Below are 16,136 nucleotides of genomic sequence, written 5' to 3' on the forward strand. Positions count from 1 at the left end.
TGGATTCCCATTTACCATATCACGCCGCCGCCCGCCCCGGTGTCCGAGAGGATAAACGGCACAGTTTTCGGGATATTCGGCAAAACGCCGCCGCCCGATCCCGGACGGCGGCGTTCCCGACTTTACACGGTCACAGCGTCAGGACCACCCGGAGGGTGAACTCCCGCTCTGTGCGGCTGAGGCGGCAGTAGCCGTGGTACAGCTTCGCCACCCGCCGGATGCTGGCGAGGCCCAGCCCGTGACCCATGCCCTCCTTCCGGGTGACATACTGCCCGTCCCGCTCCACGGCCAAGCCGTCATAGCTGTTTTTGACCTCCAGCGTCAGGTTGTGCCCCACCATCCGGGCCAGCAGGGAGATATACCGCCGCTCCCCGCCGGTTTGCAGGGCGCAGGCATCCAGGGCGTTTTGCAGTGCGTTGCCCAGCACCGCGCACAGGTCCACGGGGGCGCAGTCCAGGTCCGCCGGGATCTGGGCATCGCATTGGAACGCAATGCCGCCGCTGCGGGCCCGCCCGGCATAAAAGCCCAGCAGGATGTTGGCCGTGTAGTTGGCGCAGTAGAAGAAATCGCCCACATCCGGAGACTGCTCGATGAGGGTGGAGAGGTAGGCCTCCATCTGATCGTAGGCCCCGTCCCGAGCGTAGCCGCTGAGCACCCGCAGGTGGTGGCGGCTGTCGTGCTGCATCTGGCGGATTTCCTGGATATGGCCCGCCAGGGTGACATAGTATTGCTCCGCCTGCCTGGCCTGGGCGGTGAGTTCCTGCACCTGGGCCTTGGCCAGGGCGTTGTCCCGCACCGCCGTCATGGTGACAAAGCAGAGGTAATACCCACAGCCCAGCACCGCCACATAGAGCAGCATCACCACATACTCCCCCAGGGGCAGGCCGTCCCGAATCGCCCAGGCGTCAAAGAGGAGGAGCATCACCACGTAGCCGGTGCAGGCGAAGGCGGTGAGGGTCCCCAGATGCTCCCCGAACTGGACCAGTCGCTCCACGATGGGGGTGCGCAGGAAGCGGAGGAAGAGGAACACCACCGCGCCGGTGAGCAGGAAATAGAGGATCACAAAGGCCGTCCGCGGGTTGAATACCGGCCAAAATCCGCAGACCAGCAGCACCGTGTACCGGGCCAGCAGGGCGGTGAGGTACATGGCGGTGTCCACCATGAAGTAGGTGAAAAACCGCTGCTTCACCGGCACGTCGAAGAGGTAGAGGTAGACGAACACCGCCAGAAAGCCGGTGAACTGCCCCGAGCGGTTGCCCAGCACGGGCCGCAGCGACTCGCCCAGCACCACCATCGCCAGGGTACCCAGCGTCCAGGCCAGGACGGCCTGCCACCGCTTTCGCTTGGAGCGGTAAAAGATGTGGGCCATGCCGATGGAAAAGCAGAGCATAGCAAGCCCCACGATGGTGGCGGCTGTGACGCCCAGCATAGCGCCCCCCCTTTCATTCAGATCCGCGTCAGCTCCGCCCGCGTCAGCAGATATTCAAAGTAGGCGTCCCGGACGGCCTTGCCGCCCCGCCGCCGGATGGGGACCCGGGCTCCGGAGGCCATCAGAAAGTCGTCCTCCACCGTGCGCACCTGCTCCATATTGACGATGTAGCTCTGATGGCACCGGAGAAACCCGTGGTCCTCCAGCTCCCGCTCCACCTCGTCCAGCCGGGCGTAGACCCGGTGCTCCTCGCCGTTTTCCAGGCGCACCAGCAGCACGTTGCGGCAGCTCTCCACGGATTCGATCTCCCGGTAGGCAATCCGGCTGCCCTTTCCGCCCTCCCGGAGGAGCAGCGTCTTTTGCCGCCCGTCATACTCCTCCCGCAGGAAACGCCCCAGCAGGGCGGCCGCCTTTTCGCCGTCCAGCGGTTTGACCAGATAGCCGTAGGCCCGGACATCGTAGCTCTCCAGGGCGTAGTCCGGGGTGGTGGTGAGAAAGACGATGGGCACCCTGGGCGCAAAGCGCCGTACACGCCGGGCACACTCCATTCCCAGGATGCCGTCCAGAAAGATGTCCAGGAAAACGAGGTCGAATGCGGCGGAGCCGTCCTCGTAGTCGTCCACCAGGGTCTCGCCCCGGGCGTACTCCGTCAGAACGTACTCGTAGGGATGGGCGGCAAAGTAGGCGCGCAAAAAGCGGCCGAGCGTCTCCCGTTCCGGCGGCAGATCGTCGCAGATTGCGATACGCAGCATCCCCACCCCTCCTTCCTCTGCATCCTACCACGGGCCAACCTATCTGCCGGCGGGAAAGGATATTCGTCAGCTTTTTCGGGACATTCGGCATCACACTCTGATGTCATCATAGCAAAGGAACGGCTCCATTTGGGCGTTTCCGCACCAACGACGCATATACGGTACGAACGTTGCGCCGGACGGTTGACGGGGCCCGCATTTCCGTGATACCGTATAGGCAGAAAAAGGCGCCCCCTCTCCGCACGGGAGAGGGGGCGCGGGGAGCGGCTATTTTCGTTTGCCGCGCCAATAGAACCACAGCCCGCCGCACAACAGCACGGCGGCGGTGGCCAATCCGGCCGCCGCAAAACCGGGGATGCGGGGCGCCGGAGCCGGTGCGTCCGGGGCAGGCACAGGGCTCGCCGGCGGCTGCGGCATGGGCTCCGGCGCGGGGCTGTGCGCCTGGTCCTCCGGCGCTGCCGCCGGGGCGTTTTCCCCGGTGATTGTGCCCTGCGGCGGGACAGGTTCGTGGGACGGCTCCGGGGCCGGTTCTGTCCGGGCGCCGCCGGGATCGTCCGCCGTTTCTCCGGCGCCGGAGGGCGGAGAAGCGACGGCCTCCTCCGGAATGGGCTGGACCTCCAACGCGGGCAAATCCTCCGATGGAGCGGGCCCCGGCGGGGTTGTGCCTGGAATGGGTTCCGGCGCAGGACCGGGCGGCGGAGCCTCCGGCACAGGCAGAGTCTCCGGCGTGGCGGTTGGCTCCGGCGCAGGGGCGGGCATAGGCCTCGGGGTGGAAGGACCGTCCGATCCGGATGGCGGGTCCGGCAGGTCGTCCGGCGGCGGCTCCGGTGCAGGGGGCGGGTCCGCGGGGGTTTCCGGCGGGTCATCCGGCTCCTCCTTACCGGGCCGGTCGTGCTGGCCCTGGCCCCCGCCGCCGTGGTCGCCGCCGCCGTCGTCATAGGGCTCCATGCTCCAGCCGTCACCGGAGGGCTTTAGGGTATAGATCTCCGTCTCCCCCGCCAGGGCGGAGCCGGTGACCGACAGCTTCACATAGACGGTACCGTCCGCCGGAATGGGGATCAAGTCGTAGTTGTCGTCGTAAATCCTGACGGTAAATTCCACCATCCCTGTGGCCCGGTCCCCGCTCCAATCAAAGTCGGTGGCATCCTGGTACCATGTCTCCAGGTCCAGGGAGAAGGCGCAGCCCACCTCCTCCGTGCCGCTGATCCATGGAAAGCGGAACAGGGGGACCAGGTCGCCCTGATTTACAAGGTCGGCGGTGAAGGGATACTTCTCCTCCCGCACCACGCGGACGGTGGCCCGGGGGGCGGGGGTACCCTCCTCCAAAAGGATGCGGCTTCCAAGCCAGCCCTGCTCCGGTTCGGGCCAGGTGGGGCTGTGGGCGTAGGCCCCGCGGATCGCAAAGGTATCTCCCCCCGAGGCGAGCCCGGCTGTGAAGTCCTCCTGATTCCATGCGACGGAGAAACGCCTTGTATCCCGGTAGCTCCCGCCCGTCAGTCGCAGCCACACCTCCTCCGTCAGCGCCAATTCGTCAAACTCGGTGTCGGGGGTCACATAGAGAACGCAGTCGGCAGAACCGACCCCATCCATGACGAAAGCGGGGTCGTAATAGACCTCCGGCGCTTCGGGCGCCTGCCCGATTTGCACCGTAAGAATGGGCGCGCCCTCCGCCCGGACCCAGCCGCGCAGCTCATCCCACACCGGTTCGCCATACACCCCGGAGATGGAAAAGCTGTTCTCGCCCCCCTCCATGCCCTCCTCGTACGCCTCCCGGGACCAGGAGACGTAGAATTTTGCGGTGGACGGGTCGTATGTAGGCTCCTCTTCCCCGCGGGTCAGCGTGACCACGTCCCAGTCCCCCACCGCCTGGTCGAAGGGCGTTCCCGGGTACACCGTGACGGCGGGCAGCGCCTCCGGGTCCTGGACGTAGCGGGTCACAAGCTCCCTGGGCCGGACCCGGACCGTGGTGGTCGGCGCCTCCGGCATGGTAACCAGGCCGCCGTCCCAGAGCGCCCTCAACGCCGGGTCGCAGTCGTCGGGGAGGGCGTAGGCCCCCGTCATGGAAAACTCCGTCTCGCCGCCCGCTACGGCGGCGTCGAAGGCCGCCCGGTCCCAGTCAATGGAAAAGACGTCGCTGTCCCGGTCGCTCCAGAACAGCACCTGGGTGCCGCACCGGTCCAGAAACCCCTCGTAGCTTACCGCCCGGTCAAAACGCACACCGGGGAGCTTATCGTAGGGCCCCACCGTATAGACCCGGGCCCGGGGCAGCTCCCCCTCCGCCCGGGCCGGCGTCAGGCCGCCCAGCAAAAGCGCCGCGCACAGTGAAAGGAGTGCTAAGCGATGAGAGACTTTCATAAAAAAGGGCTCCTTCCCATAGCCGGGGCGCTTCTGGCCCTGGCCCTTTTTGCGCTGCTCCTGGCGCTGACTTACCGCTTCGACAACAAGTATACCGCCGGTCCGCCCTACGGTGAGGACGGCGTGATGGCCTTCACCCGGGCCGACCTGGGGCGGCCCCTTTTCCTCATCGACGGCTGGAAGCTCAACGGTCAGGAGGTGTTCATCGGAGAATACTCCAACTTCTCCTTTCTGCCTGGGGGCAGCTCCCCTTTCGGGGCAGGGGATTACCGTCTCACCCTGCGCTATGACGGACCGCCCACCGCGCTTTTGCTGGAGATCCCGCCCATCTTTACAGAATACACCCTGCTCGTCAACGGCACCCCCGCCGCCCAAACCGGCAGCGGCGGCATGGTGAGCATCCCCGTGGGCGGTGACACGGCGCTGGAGCTGCGCACCGTCAACCGCTCCCACTATTACAGCGGCCTCACCTATCCGCCCGCCATCGGCACCCCCGCGGTAATGAACCGGCTCTTTTTGATCCGCACGCTGGTCTACGCCGCGCTGTGCGTGACGGCCCTCACGCTGGCCGTCTTTTCCCTGGTCCTCTGGTTTTCCCGGGCCCGGGACAAGCTCTTTCGCCACTTCGGGACCCTCTGCCTGGCCTTCGCCGTCCACTGCCTGCATCCCTTCGTCTGGCAGCTCTTTGGATACTCCGCATTCGGGTATGCCGTGGAAGATGTCTCCTGGCTGCTGGTGCTGGCCCAGGCGGCGGCGCTGGGGGGGCTGTGCGCGGGACTGGAGCGCAAAAGCTGGTATCGGCGCGGCGTCCGGCCGATTCCGCCGCTTTTCTGCCTCTTCTGCTTCTGCTCGATCCTCTTCATCATACCAAAGGCCGGGAGCTTCGTCAATTTCTATGGTGCGGTCATCGACTGGTACAAACTGGCCGTCTGGGCCTGGCTGGCCCTCTGCGCGGCGGCGGGTTTGGCTGACCGCCCCGGTGGGACGTCCTTCTTCACCCTTTCCGCCTGCGGGGTGCTGGGGGTGAGCCTGCTGGCCGGAATTGGGGATTCCAACGCCTTCGAACCCATTTACGGCGCCTGGCAGAACGAGTACGCCGGGTTCGCCCTGGTCCTTCTGTTCGGCGCTCTGATGGTCCGCCGCAACGCCCAGCTCCTGCGCCAGAGCGCCGAACTCCAGTCGGTGAAGCTGCAAAACCGCTTCGCCGCCGAGAGCGCCGCCCAGACCCGGGCCTCCATCGCCCAGGTGCGGAGCCTCAAGCACGAGCTGCGCCACCACGTGGAAACCCTGGAGGCCTTGTACGCCAACCGGGATTATCTGCGCCTGGGGGCCTACCTGGCGGAGCTTGGCGCGGAGAAAGACGCCCTGCCCCAGCTCTACTACACGGAGAACTTCCTGGTCAACGCCATCCTGGCCGGACGGCTGGGCCCGGCCAGGGAGAAGGGGGTCCGGGTGGAGTGCCGGGTGCGCGTGCCGGAGGAGCTGCCCATCGCCGACGCCGACCTGTGTACCCTCCTGGCAAACCTTCTGGACAACGCGGCGGAAGCCTGTGAACGCCTGCCGGAGAGCGCGGATCGTTTTATCCAGTTGTCTCTGGAGGCCCGGCAGGAGCTGCTCCTCGTCACCTGCGCCAATTCTGCGCTCCCCGTCACGGCGGAGGCTGATCGTCTCCCCACCTCCAAATCCGACCCGGACAGCCACGGCTTGGGCATCCCCGCCATGCGGCGGGTGGCGGAGAAGTACGACGGGGCGCTGGAGGTATCCCAGACCGGCGGCGTGTTCACCCTGCGGGCGGTCCTCCATCTGGGGTAACGTTAAAAAGCGCCGTCCTGGCAGTATCAGGACGGCGCTTCTTTATTTCAGATGGTCCAGCCACCGGGCCTGGGCCTCCGGGTAGGCCCGTATGGCGATGGGGACCTCCCCGCCGTTCCGGAGCAGGAAGCAGTACTTCCGCACCCCGCTCACTTGGTTTAAGTTCACCACGTAGCTGCGGTGGCAGCGGCAAAAGTCCTCCGCGGGCAGCTCGGCCAGGACCGCGTGCAGGGGACCGGCACAGGAGAGGGCGCGGCCATCCTTACAGTGGACGGCCAACTCCCGGCGGAACACCTCGACGAAACGGATTTCTCCCAGCGGCAGCGTGATTTTTCCGCCCTCCAGGGCGTCCAGCACCAGAGCGGGCAGCCTGCGCCGCCGCTCCAAACAGCGGGAGAGCACCGGTGAGAGCTTCTCCCGGGTGAGCGGCTTGAGGAGATAGCTGACCGGATAGGCCCGGTACCCCGCCAGGGCGTATTCCGGGCTGGAGGTGATGAAGATGAGGTCGGTCTCGTCCCCGGCTTGGCGCAAGGACGCGGCCAACTCGATGCCATCCTGTCCGTCCATCATGATGTCCAACAGGATGAGGTCCCAGGACGCGCCCCGGACGCGGGCGGCCAGCAGCTCGGCGGCAGAGCAAAAGCGCTCCACATCGGGTTCCATCCCTGCCTCTCTGAGCAGCGCTGCCGTGACCGCAGCCACCTCCTCCAGGTCCCGTGCCACATCATCGCATATCGCAACCTGATAAATCCACCTCACCCCCTTCCTGACTGTTTTAGTATAGCATATCTCCACTCCGTATACCAACCCACTTCATAAACTGCAATCTGCTTCCTGACCTGAACGTCCCCATCGCCGCCGTTCACAACCTTATCCCGCTGACTCGGGAGGGAAACCTCTATATTTGCAGATCATATAAAAAACAGAGCCAAACCATGAATGGTTTGGCTCTGTTTCTGCGCTTAACGCAAATACATTTCTCACCGCGGTGAGGACTCGTATCTGCGCGTCTTGGTGACCCGTCGGGGATTCGAACCCCGGACCCACTGCTTAAAAGGCAGTTGCTCTGCCGACTGAGCTAACGGATCGTGACAGCTCTATGCAAACGCTCCGGCGGAGCGCTGTTTCCTGGCTGGGACGGCTGGATTCGAACCAGCGGGTGAGGGAGTCAAAGTCCCTTGCCTTACCACTTGGCGACGCCCCAATCTAGAAGGAAAAAGAGAGGACCGGGGGTAACCCCGATCCCCTGCTTTTGTCTGGGGTGGGAGATGGGACTCGAACCCACGACACCCGGAACCACAATCCGGTGCTCTAACCAACTGAGCTACACCCACCACATATAAACCGTCTGGAGCGATTGCCGACGCTTGCCCAAAAGGAGAGCTTGGTACGCCAGAAGGGACTCGAACCCATGGCCTACTGCTTAGAAGGCAGTTGCTCTATCCAGCTGAGCTACTGGCGCAAATGATGGAGCAGGTGACGAGAATCGAACTCGCATCCCCAGCTTGGAAGGCTGGTGCCCTGACCATTGTGCTACACCTGCGTTTGCCCTCCGTGGAAATCGTCAGCTTTGATATAATACCACGCTGCACCCCCGATGTCAATATTTTCTCCCAATTTTTTTACTGACATTCCGACAGGAACCAGGAGATCAGCCGCCGGCCGTCGGCGGTGCCGCCTCTGCCGCCCCACAGCCGCTCCGGGTGCCACTGGACCGCCCAAACCGGCAGCGCCTCGTGCTCCGCCGCCTCCACCGTGCCGTCCGGCGCCCACTGGACTGCCCGCAGTCCGCTTCCCATGCGGCCCGCCGCCTGATGATGGGCGCTGTTGACTATGGCCGTCTCCCCGTACAGCCGCCGCAGGCGGGAGGGCGCCGTCCGGACGGCGTGGAGCCGGTCGATGCCGTCCGCCGCGCTGTGGCCCGGCAGATCCTGGAGCAGATCGCCCCCGAAGTAGACGTTGATGGTCTGCATGCCCCGGCAGATGCCCAGCACCGGCTTTCCCGCCGCGGTGAAGCGGTCCAGCAGCGCCAGCTCCGCCGCGTCCCGCTCCGGCTCCAGCCCCCGGGAGGCGGTGTTCTCCTGGCCGTAGCGCCAGGGCTCCAGATCTCCGCCGCCGGGCAGCAGCAGTCCGTCAAAGTCCTCCGCCTCCAGCGTCGCTGCAAAGCACGGCACTCCCCCCGCCGCCAGCAGGGCACGGCGGTAGTTCTCATAGCGCGCTGCCTCGCCCCAGATCAAGATTTTCGGCTTCATATTCATCCCTCCCGCTTCCATCCTATGCGCCCAACGCGCCGGGGAACCATTTCATGCTTGCAACGGGGAAAAAATTGTGGCATAATGGGCAAGGAATCCCGGAGGCAGCGCGGAAACCGCGCCTTCCACACGGAGACGTATCGAAGTGGTTGTAACGAGCTTGACTCGAAATCAAGTTGTCCGCAAGGGCACGTGGGTTCGAATCCCACCGTCTCCGCCAGCTCAGAAATTCCCTGTTTGGCACGAATCCCCGACTACGGCGAGGTTTCTTAGCCGGACAGGGAATTTCTGAACCTTCGGGCCTGACCCGCTCCGCTGGGCTCCGCCCCGAGGAGGACGGGAACCATAGACTGGATTATGCTGCTGCAGCAAGGACCTTCCGAGGAAATCCCCGGAAGGTCCTTGCCGTTTCTTCAATGATGCCGGGCTTTTCCCGCCAGACGGTGCGGGCCTGCAAATGCCTCTCCCCCGCGCTGCCCAACGTCACGGCTCCGCTTTATCCCGCGGCGGCTGCGCCTCCCGGGGCAGGGGCAGACACACCACCACCTCAAACCGCCCGTTCCGGGGACCGGCCTCCAAGGTGCCGCCGTAGCGCCCGGCGATCTCCCGCATGCCGGGAAGGCCGAAGCCGTGGGCGGTCCGGTCGGTCTTGGTGGTGGCGAGGTCCGGGGCCACCGGCCCCGCCAGGGCGTTTTCCACCCGCAGCATGAACAGCCCCTTGTCCGCCCGGCAGCGGAGGACCACGCGCTTGTCCGCCGCCTGCCGCACCGCCTCCAGGGCGTTGTCCAGGGCATTGCCCAGCAAGGCGCATAAATCCGCGTCCGCCACCGCCAGCTCCCGGGGCAGGGACACGGCAAAGTCCGCCACCGCGCCCTCCCGGGCCAGATCCTCCGCCTTGGCGGCCAGGACTGCGTTGGCGGCGTCGTTTTCGCACAGCCGCCTGCCGCCGCCCAGCGCCGGGGACCCGGCCATCCCGTCCAGATACTCCAGGGCCCGGTCCGTCTCTCCCCGAGCCAGCAGGCCCCGGACCGCCGTCAGGTGGTTGCGCAGGTCGTGGCGCAGCTGCCGCACCTGCCGCTCCTCCCGCCGGAGGCCCTGGTAATAGACCTCCCGCATGTCCGCCAGCTGGCTGGCCCGCTCCAGCCGCTCATGGTTCTGGAGCACCTCAATCGCCGCCAGCAGCACCAGGGACGTCAGCAGCACGAAGGGCAGCACCGCCAGGCCCTGGCTGGCGGCCAGGGCCTGCACCTCGGGCGAGGTATGGTACATCTCACCGGCCAGCAGCACCACTGTGACCAGGGCGCAGAGCGGCATGGCGGCAAGGCCCAGCAGCAGCCCCCACAGCCGTCCGGGCAGCGCCGCCGGCTCCTCCGGCAGCCACCGGCGCAGCAGCAGGTACAGCCCGCCGAACACCAGCGGACGGCACAGCCGGGTCATCTGATGATAGTAGTTCAGCGCCTTCAGGTACGTGTCCAGCATGGCGCAGATGGACATCGTGAGGCAGAAGAAGACCGCCGACGCCACCAGGCGCCCCCGCCAGTCTCCCTGGGTCGCCAGCAGGCAGGCGGCAAAGAAGACCGGCATGGTGTACAGCAAATTGTTGTCCCCCACCCAGATGACCATGCCGCTGGCCCCGCTGAAGGTCAGCCACAGCAGCGCCTTCCAGCCCCAGAAGGGCTTCACCTGGAAAAACCGGACAAACAGGCCGTAGAGCACGGTGCCGTTGGCCATGTTCGCCAGAAGCCACCCCCAGTTTTGAAGCAATTCCAGGGCGAACAGCTTGATCCACGCCATGCCTCATTCCTCCAGGGCGGCCCGGGTCAGGGCCGCCAGGGCCGCCTTCTGGCAGGAGCGGCTGATGGGCAGGGCCTCGTCCCCCACGAAGACCTCCCCGCCCTCCACCCGGTCCACCGCCCCGGCCCGGACCAGATAGCGCTGGTGAATGCGGACGAACGCCGGCCCCGCCTCCGCCGCCGTGTCGTCCAGCCGGCCGTAGAAGGTATACCGCCGGTCCCCCGTCACGCAGGTCACCTGCCGCCGGTCGGAGACAAAGTAGCGGATGCTCCGCCGGGGGATGCGGAACACCGTGTCGCCGCTGCGGCAGAAAAAGGTCTCGTCCATTCCACGGCACAACGCCTCCGTGCAGCGCTCCAGCACCTCCGAGAGCCGCTCCGCCCCGGCGGGCTTGAGGAGATACCCCAGGGCCCCCACGGAATAGCCGTCGAACACCCGGTCGGCGTAGCCGGTGACAAACACGATTTGCAGCCCCTCGTCCATCCGCCGCAGGCGGCGGGCGGTCTCCATGCCGTCCAGCGCTCCCATCTCCATGTCCAGAAAGACCAGGTCCAGCTCCCCGGCGTGGCTTTCCAGCCAGCGGAGCAGCCCTTCACCGGAGGAGAACTCCCAAAATGCCCCCTCGCTCCGCCGCCGGGCCAGCGCCCGCTCCAGCCCGGAGCGAAGCGCCGTCCGGGCGTCATAGCTGTCGTCGCAAATCCCGATGCGCAGCATCCCATTCCTCCCTCTCTTCCCGCTCCGCCCCCGGGGCGGCACGGCTGTCATGGGGCTATTCTACCACGCCCCGCCCCCATCCGACAAACCAAACTTGACGGAAAACCCGCCAAACTTGACCTTGCGGCGGCAGCTTCCGCCAAAGATGACGGCCCGGCGGCAAAAGATGACGGCCCCGTTTGCGGCGGCGCCGGTTCCGGGGTAAGCTGACAGTACAGACCGGGCGGGCGCCTCGCAGCCCCGGCCCGGACATTCACTGTGCTGAGAAAGGGCGGATCACATGCTGACGGTACATGACCTGCACAAATCCTATCAGGTGGGCAAGACCACCTACGAGGTCCTTAAAGGGATAGACCTGGAGGTGAAAAAGGGGGAGTTCGTGGCCGTAATGGGCCCCTCCGGCTCCGGCAAGACCACTCTCTTAAACTGCATCTCCTGCTACATCCCCGCCGACCGGGGCAGCATCCGGCTGGGGGACGCGGAGCTGGCCCAACTGGACGAGGAGGCCCTGGCCCTGGTCCGCAACCGGAAGCTGGGCTTCGTGTTCCAGGACTTTTTGCTGCTGGACGGGCTGACGGTCCGGCAGAACATCCTCCTCCCCGCCATCATCGGCGGCGACGTGCCTCAGATCACAGAGCGCCGGGCGGACCAGCTCTGCGAGGTGTTCGGCATCTCCGCGATCCGGGACAAGTACCCGGCGGAGATCTCCGGCGGGGAAAAGCAGCGGACCGCCGTGGCCCGGGCCCTGATCAACCATCCCCTGCTGATTCTGGCGGACGAGCCCACCGGCAACCTGGACTCCAAGTCCAGCCGGGCGGTGATCCGGTCCTTCCAGCAGGCGAAAAGCGCCCTGGAGGCCACCATCTTCATGGTGACCCACGACTCCTTCGCCGCCTCCTTCTGTGACCGGGTGGTGATTCTCCAGGACGGCGTGGTGTGGCGGACGCTGGAGAAGGGACCCACGGAGCGGACGGCTTTCCAGGACCTGCTGCTGGACGCCATCCGGGAAATGGGCAGGGTGTGAGGCCATGAAGCCCTTCGACCAGGTCTGCGCGGCCCTGCGCCGCCAAAACCAAACCCACTATGCCCTGCTGGCCGGGTGCAGCTTTTTCTCCGTGCTGCTCATCACCGCCTATGTGTCCATGATGCGCTCCCCCACCATTCTCTCCGTCCTGCCGGAGGGCGGCGACTCCCGCAAGCAGGTGATGATGATCTTCGTGCTGGCGGTCATCGGCTGCGGCGTGTTCACCACCTACGCCTCCGGCCTGTTCTTCCGGCACAAGTCCCGGGAGACCGGGGTGTTCCTGGCCCTGGGGGCCACCCGGCGGCAGCTGCGCTCCCAGCTGCGCCGGGAGCTGACCCTCCTCTCCGTGGGGTCCTGCGCCGCCGGGGCGGTGCTGGGCACCCCGGCGGCCTGGCTGCTCTGGCAGGCGTTCCGGGCCCTGGTGGTGGACACGGAGGAGATGGCCCTGTCCTTCGACCCCCAGGCGTACCTCTTCGCCCTGGCCTTCTCCCTGTTCGTCATCGGGATGCTGTTCTTCCTGGGCGGGCGATCCATCCGCCGCACCAACATCATCGACATCGTGCAGGAGTCCCACAAGTCCGAACCCATCCGGGCGGTGCCCCGGTGGTACGGCCCGGCGGGCATCGGCCTGCTGGTCCTGGGGGGCCTCGGCGGCTATCTCATGCCCTCCGTCTTCATTCTGGGGCTCCACTGGTACCCGCCGGAGGGTCTCACCGCCGTCTTCTACCTTCCCGCCCTGGCAGGGCTCTACATGATCCTGCTCCACACGGTGGTCAACGGCTGGGGCGGAACGCGCCGCCGGTACCGGGATTTGATCTCCACCAGCATGATGCAGTTCCAGGGCCGCCAGACGGTGCGGAACATGCTGGTGATGACGCTGCTGGTGGCCGGGGCCTTCTTCGCCGGATTCTACACCCCCATGCTGGGCACCGGCAGCATGATGACCTACGACCAGCGCCCCGTGGACTACGCCTACCACTTCCGGGCGGACCAGAACCTCCCCACGGAGGCGGAGGTGCGGCAGCTGGCGGCGGCGTACGGCGTGACCCCCACCTTCTGGGCAGAGGCGCCCATGGCCCGGCTGGGGGTGGACGGCCAGGAGCACGTGGAGCGGAACGGCCCCCTGGGCACCACCTGGGAGGCGGTGTACCGGGAGGTGCTGCGCAGCGACCTGTTCCTGTCCGAGTCGGGCTACAACGCCCTGACAGGGGAGGCCGTGGACCTGCGGCCCGGCACCGTGGCGGCCATCTTCGACGCCACCGGGGACGGCCAGGGCGTCTTCGGCGGAGACGCCTCCCGCATCACCAATCCCCTCACCGGCAAGAGCTGGACCGTCACGGCTGCGGACGCCCTGCGCCACGACGTGCTCTTCGGCCGCTACGTGCTGGACGACGGGGACTTCGCCGCCATGACCGCCGGGCTCCCGGCGGACTGGCGGGAGGAGATGGTGTTTTTCAATGTGGAGAACTGCGCGGAGACCTACGGCTTCGCCAAGGCGCTGTTCAACGAGATCGTGGACCGCTCCGGCCCCGAGGTGGAGCAGTACGACGCCTTCGACCCGCTGCGCCGCCAGCTGGCCCAGGCGGCGGGGGAGCCCTACACCTTCGACCGGGAGCACCTGGCGGAACACGGCTTCACCCCCATCGACTACGCCCAGCGGGACAGCTCCGCCTTCCGAATGTTCTGGCAGTACATGCCCCAGTTCCGGGTGCTGGACAAGGCGGACTTTGTGAAGACCACGGCGGTCTTTCTGATGCTGTTCATCTTCATCGCCGTCGTCTGCTTCGCGGCGGTCATTGTCATCGCCTATACCCGGTGCATGACCCTGGCCATGACGAACCGCCAGGTCTACGACGACCTGCGGCACCTGGGCGCGCCCAACCGCTACCTCTACCGCTCCGTCCGCAGCCAGGTGAAGCGGGTGTTTCAGGTGCCCATCCTGACGGGCACCGGGCTGATCTACGCCTTCTACGCCATGATTATGTACTTCAACGACCACCGCCTCACCGTGAACGAGGTGGCGGGGCTGGGCGCCTGCCTGCTGCTGATTGCCGCCGTCTGCGCCCTGCTGTACGGCGTCTACCGCATGACGCTCCGCAGCGTCTGCCGGGCGCTTGGCATCCGCCGAAGGTGAAAAGTCCCAAAACAACCAGGCGCCCCGCATCGTTCGCATGCGGGGTGCCTTTTGTGCGCAGAAAGTTTCCATAATATTCGTTTTTAAAAAGCGTAAAATTGCATTCTCCTCCGCCCAGCACAGCGGCTGCGGCGGAAGGCAACCCATCCCCCGTCCGGCGAAAAAGGCCCCCGCCGTAGGCGGGGGCCTTTCCCAAACAGGGTCTTTCGGAGGGCGGTATGCGTCAGGCGCCTTCCGCGTTCCCCCATCCCATTCACGGCGAAGCCCAACAGCGTGGGTTCGCCGTGAAAGCGAAGAAATTGCCTGTCCAGCAAAGAAGCCTCGCCGCAGGCGGGGATTCGTGCTAAACAGGCAATTTCTGAGCCCCTCGTCCCTCTCGGGGCGGAGCCCAGCGGAGCGGGTCCGGTCCGAAAGCGAAGAAACACCCCGTCCGGCTAAGGGGCCTCGCCAAAGGCGGGGACCCGTGCCATGAGGGGTGTTTCTGAGCTGGCGCAGAAGGAGGGATTTGAACCCTCGCGGCGTTTTTTAGACACCCTACTCCCTTAGCAGGGGAGCCCCTTCGGCCTCTTGGGTACTTCTGCACATCCAATATAAAAGAAAAACATGGCGGAGAGAGTGGGATTCGAACCCACGGACGCTTGCGCATCGCCGGTTTTCAAGACCGGTTCCTTCAACCGCTCGGACATCTCTCCAAACAGGCATGCGTATCCGCCTCCCGAACACTTGAAGTATGATACCATACGCACCGGCAATTTGTCAACAGGGTTTCCCAAAAATCCAACGGGCAAAAATTTTGAAAAAAGCAAAATTAGGACTTGCATTTTGAAAAAAGCCGTGCTAGTATATATAAGCTGACTTCAATAAGTCCGCGACAAGTCCATACATCCGGGTGTAGCGCAGTTGGTAGCGCACTTGACTGGGGGTCAAGGGGTCGTGAGTTCAAGTCTCGCCACTCGGACCAAAAAACCTAGAGCCGTAACGGCTCTAGGTTTTTTCTATGTTTGGAAAAGATGAAGAAAACACAGAAAAAAAGAGAGCTATTACAGAACTACTACAAAATGAAATTAGCTGCTCTCGCGTTAGGGAAGCTATGCACGTGAGATCAAGATCACTCATTTAACAACAAATACATCCCCAGTCGCCGGTCTGTAATATCCCCGGACCCACTTGACACGATAAGGCTCCTGCCACTTGCAACGATCCTGCTCCGGCTGATCTTGCCAGCCCTCGCACGGATGCCAGGTCACCCGATACAATTTTGCGAGTCCTTGGCGATCTGGTATCTCCCCGCGACAATAGGCATAGGCCGTATAGCTGGCCACTCCATCCAGGTTATCACAGGTCGGACGGGATACCACTTCAAAGATACAACTGCCGTCGCGTATTGTCATATAAGGCTTCATTGTCCCCTCTCCATGTCTCCGATTCTGTCAATTACTGAGGAGATTCTACCATATATCGGGCTATTTTAAAAGCGGATAATTTATATCACTTTTTATGCTGTACGTTTACCTATTTTCGCTTATGCCACTCAATGCTTCCACCGCCAGCTCCGGCGGAACTCGGTGCAGGATTTCCGTGGCTACTCCGCTATCCTGTACCCAACGTTCCAGCTCCTCCCGCAGAAGAACCACCGGCATGCGGTCATGGATGCCCTCCATGGAGGCGTTGGCCGCCGTAGTCAGGATCACGCACTTCCGCTCCTCGGCAAAGTTGTTCCACAATCCAGCTAGGTACAGCGCCCGGGTACCTGGTAGGTTAAAGCGGTATTTCCGCTTCTTACCCTCCCCATCCGGCCCCCACTCATAAAACCCGGTGGTGGGAATCACGCACCGCCGCTCCATCACGGACCGCCGAAACATGGGCCGGT

At 64.8% G+C, this 16,136-nt stretch carries 11 protein-coding genes and 9 tRNA genes; 5 read left to right on the forward strand and 15 right to left on the reverse strand.

What is annotated here, in order from left to right; all coding sequences use genetic code 11:
- Positions 1–130: 130 nt before the first annotated feature.
- The 3 genes from QZS21_RS02410 to QZS21_RS02420 all read right to left on the reverse strand — a co-directional run bounded on the left by QZS21_RS02410 (position 131) and on the right by QZS21_RS02420 (position 4,536).
- Complete coding sequence (locus QZS21_RS02410; protein ID WP_295579803.1) at positions 131–1,429, reverse strand: sensor histidine kinase; 1,299 nt, start codon at positions 1,427–1,429, stop codon at positions 131–133.
- Between the two features lie 17 nt (positions 1,430–1,446).
- A complete protein-coding gene (locus QZS21_RS02415; RefSeq protein ID WP_295579805.1) occupies positions 1,447–2,181 on the reverse strand; it encodes a LytTR family DNA-binding domain-containing protein in 735 nt (244 codons plus the stop codon).
- Positions 2,182–2,448: 267 nt separating this feature from the next.
- Positions 2,449–4,536, reverse strand: coding sequence for a hypothetical protein (locus QZS21_RS02420; RefSeq protein WP_295579807.1), 2,088 nt, complete (start codon positions 4,534–4,536; stop codon positions 2,449–2,451).
- On the opposite strand from QZS21_RS02420, the gene QZS21_RS02425 reads away from it, so the two are divergent.
- Positions 4,522–6,348 carry a sensor histidine kinase gene (locus QZS21_RS02425; RefSeq protein WP_295579809.1) on the forward strand — a complete coding sequence of 609 codons (1,827 nt, stop codon included), beginning with the start codon at positions 4,522–4,524 and terminating at the stop codon, positions 6,346–6,348. The genes QZS21_RS02420 and QZS21_RS02425 overlap by 15 nt on opposite strands.
- Positions 6,349–6,390: 42 nt before the next feature.
- On the opposite strand, the gene QZS21_RS02430 is transcribed toward QZS21_RS02425, so the two are convergent.
- The 7 genes from QZS21_RS02430 to QZS21_RS02460 form a co-directional block, all read right to left on the reverse strand.
- Entirely contained in the window at positions 6,391–7,143 is a 753-nt protein-coding gene (locus tag QZS21_RS02430) for a LytTR family DNA-binding domain-containing protein (protein WP_308588947.1), read from the reverse strand.
- Positions 7,144–7,360: 217 nt separating this feature from the next.
- Positions 7,361–7,436: transfer RNA gene (locus tag QZS21_RS02435), tRNA-Lys, on the reverse strand.
- A 41-nt stretch (positions 7,437–7,477) separates the two neighbouring features.
- Positions 7,478–7,552: transfer RNA gene (locus QZS21_RS02440), tRNA-Gln, on the reverse strand.
- Between the two features lie 53 nt (positions 7,553–7,605).
- Positions 7,606–7,682: transfer RNA gene (locus QZS21_RS02445), tRNA-His, on the reverse strand.
- Positions 7,683–7,733: 51 nt separating this feature from the next.
- Positions 7,734–7,810: transfer RNA gene (locus QZS21_RS02450), tRNA-Arg, on the reverse strand.
- A 6-nt stretch (positions 7,811–7,816) separates the two neighbouring features.
- Positions 7,817–7,891: transfer RNA gene (locus QZS21_RS02455), tRNA-Gly, on the reverse strand.
- A gap of 79 nt (positions 7,892–7,970) precedes the next feature.
- On the reverse strand, positions 7,971–8,600 hold the full coding sequence (locus QZS21_RS02460) for a gamma-glutamyl-gamma-aminobutyrate hydrolase family protein (RefSeq protein ID WP_295579811.1): 630 nt from the start codon (positions 8,598–8,600) through the stop codon (positions 7,971–7,973).
- A gap of 131 nt (positions 8,601–8,731) precedes the next feature.
- Here QZS21_RS02460 and QZS21_RS02465 point away from each other — a divergent pair.
- A tRNA-Ser gene (locus tag QZS21_RS02465) sits at positions 8,732–8,820 on the forward strand.
- 263 nt (positions 8,821–9,083) lie between these two features.
- On the opposite strand, the gene QZS21_RS02470 is transcribed toward QZS21_RS02465, so the two are convergent.
- Together QZS21_RS02470 and QZS21_RS02475 are read right to left on the reverse strand one after the other, a co-directional pair.
- A complete protein-coding gene (locus QZS21_RS02470) occupies positions 9,084–10,394 on the reverse strand; it encodes a sensor histidine kinase (protein WP_295579813.1) in 1,311 nt (436 codons plus the stop codon).
- Positions 10,395–10,397: 3 nt separating this feature from the next.
- Positions 10,398–11,108 (reverse strand): LytTR family DNA-binding domain-containing protein, encoded by a 711-nt coding sequence (locus QZS21_RS02475; RefSeq protein WP_295579815.1) that lies wholly within the window; start codon positions 11,106–11,108, stop codon positions 10,398–10,400.
- Between the two features lie 280 nt (positions 11,109–11,388).
- On the opposite strand from QZS21_RS02475, the gene QZS21_RS02480 reads away from it, so the two are divergent.
- Positions 11,389–12,132 (forward strand): ABC transporter ATP-binding protein, encoded by a 744-nt coding sequence (locus tag QZS21_RS02480; protein WP_295579817.1) that lies wholly within the window; start codon positions 11,389–11,391, stop codon positions 12,130–12,132.
- A 4-nt stretch (positions 12,133–12,136) separates the two neighbouring features.
- Positions 12,137–14,266, forward strand: coding sequence for an FtsX-like permease family protein (locus QZS21_RS02485; RefSeq protein ID WP_295579819.1), 2,130 nt, complete (start codon positions 12,137–12,139; stop codon positions 14,264–14,266).
- Positions 14,267–14,753: 487 nt separating this feature from the next.
- Here the strand turns inward: QZS21_RS02485 and QZS21_RS02490 are convergent.
- Both QZS21_RS02490 and QZS21_RS02495 read right to left on the reverse strand, forming a co-directional pair.
- Positions 14,754–14,847, reverse strand: a tRNA-Ser gene (locus QZS21_RS02490).
- A gap of 23 nt (positions 14,848–14,870) precedes the next feature.
- Positions 14,871–14,958 (reverse strand) — tRNA-Ser (locus tag QZS21_RS02495).
- Between the two features lie 193 nt (positions 14,959–15,151).
- Here QZS21_RS02495 and QZS21_RS02500 point away from each other — a divergent pair.
- Positions 15,152–15,227 (forward strand) — tRNA-Pro (locus tag QZS21_RS02500).
- A gap of 547 nt (positions 15,228–15,774) precedes the next feature.
- On the opposite strand, the gene QZS21_RS02505 is transcribed toward QZS21_RS02500, so the two are convergent.
- Positions 15,775–16,136: SOS response-associated peptidase family protein (locus QZS21_RS02505; protein ID WP_295579821.1), on the reverse strand; the 362-nt coding region annotated here is incomplete at its 5' end.

Origin of the sequence: uncultured Oscillibacter sp. (assembly GCF_900544955.1) — a bacterium.
In the GTDB taxonomy this organism is placed as follows: Bacteria; Bacillota; Clostridia; order Oscillospirales; family Oscillospiraceae; genus Oscillibacter.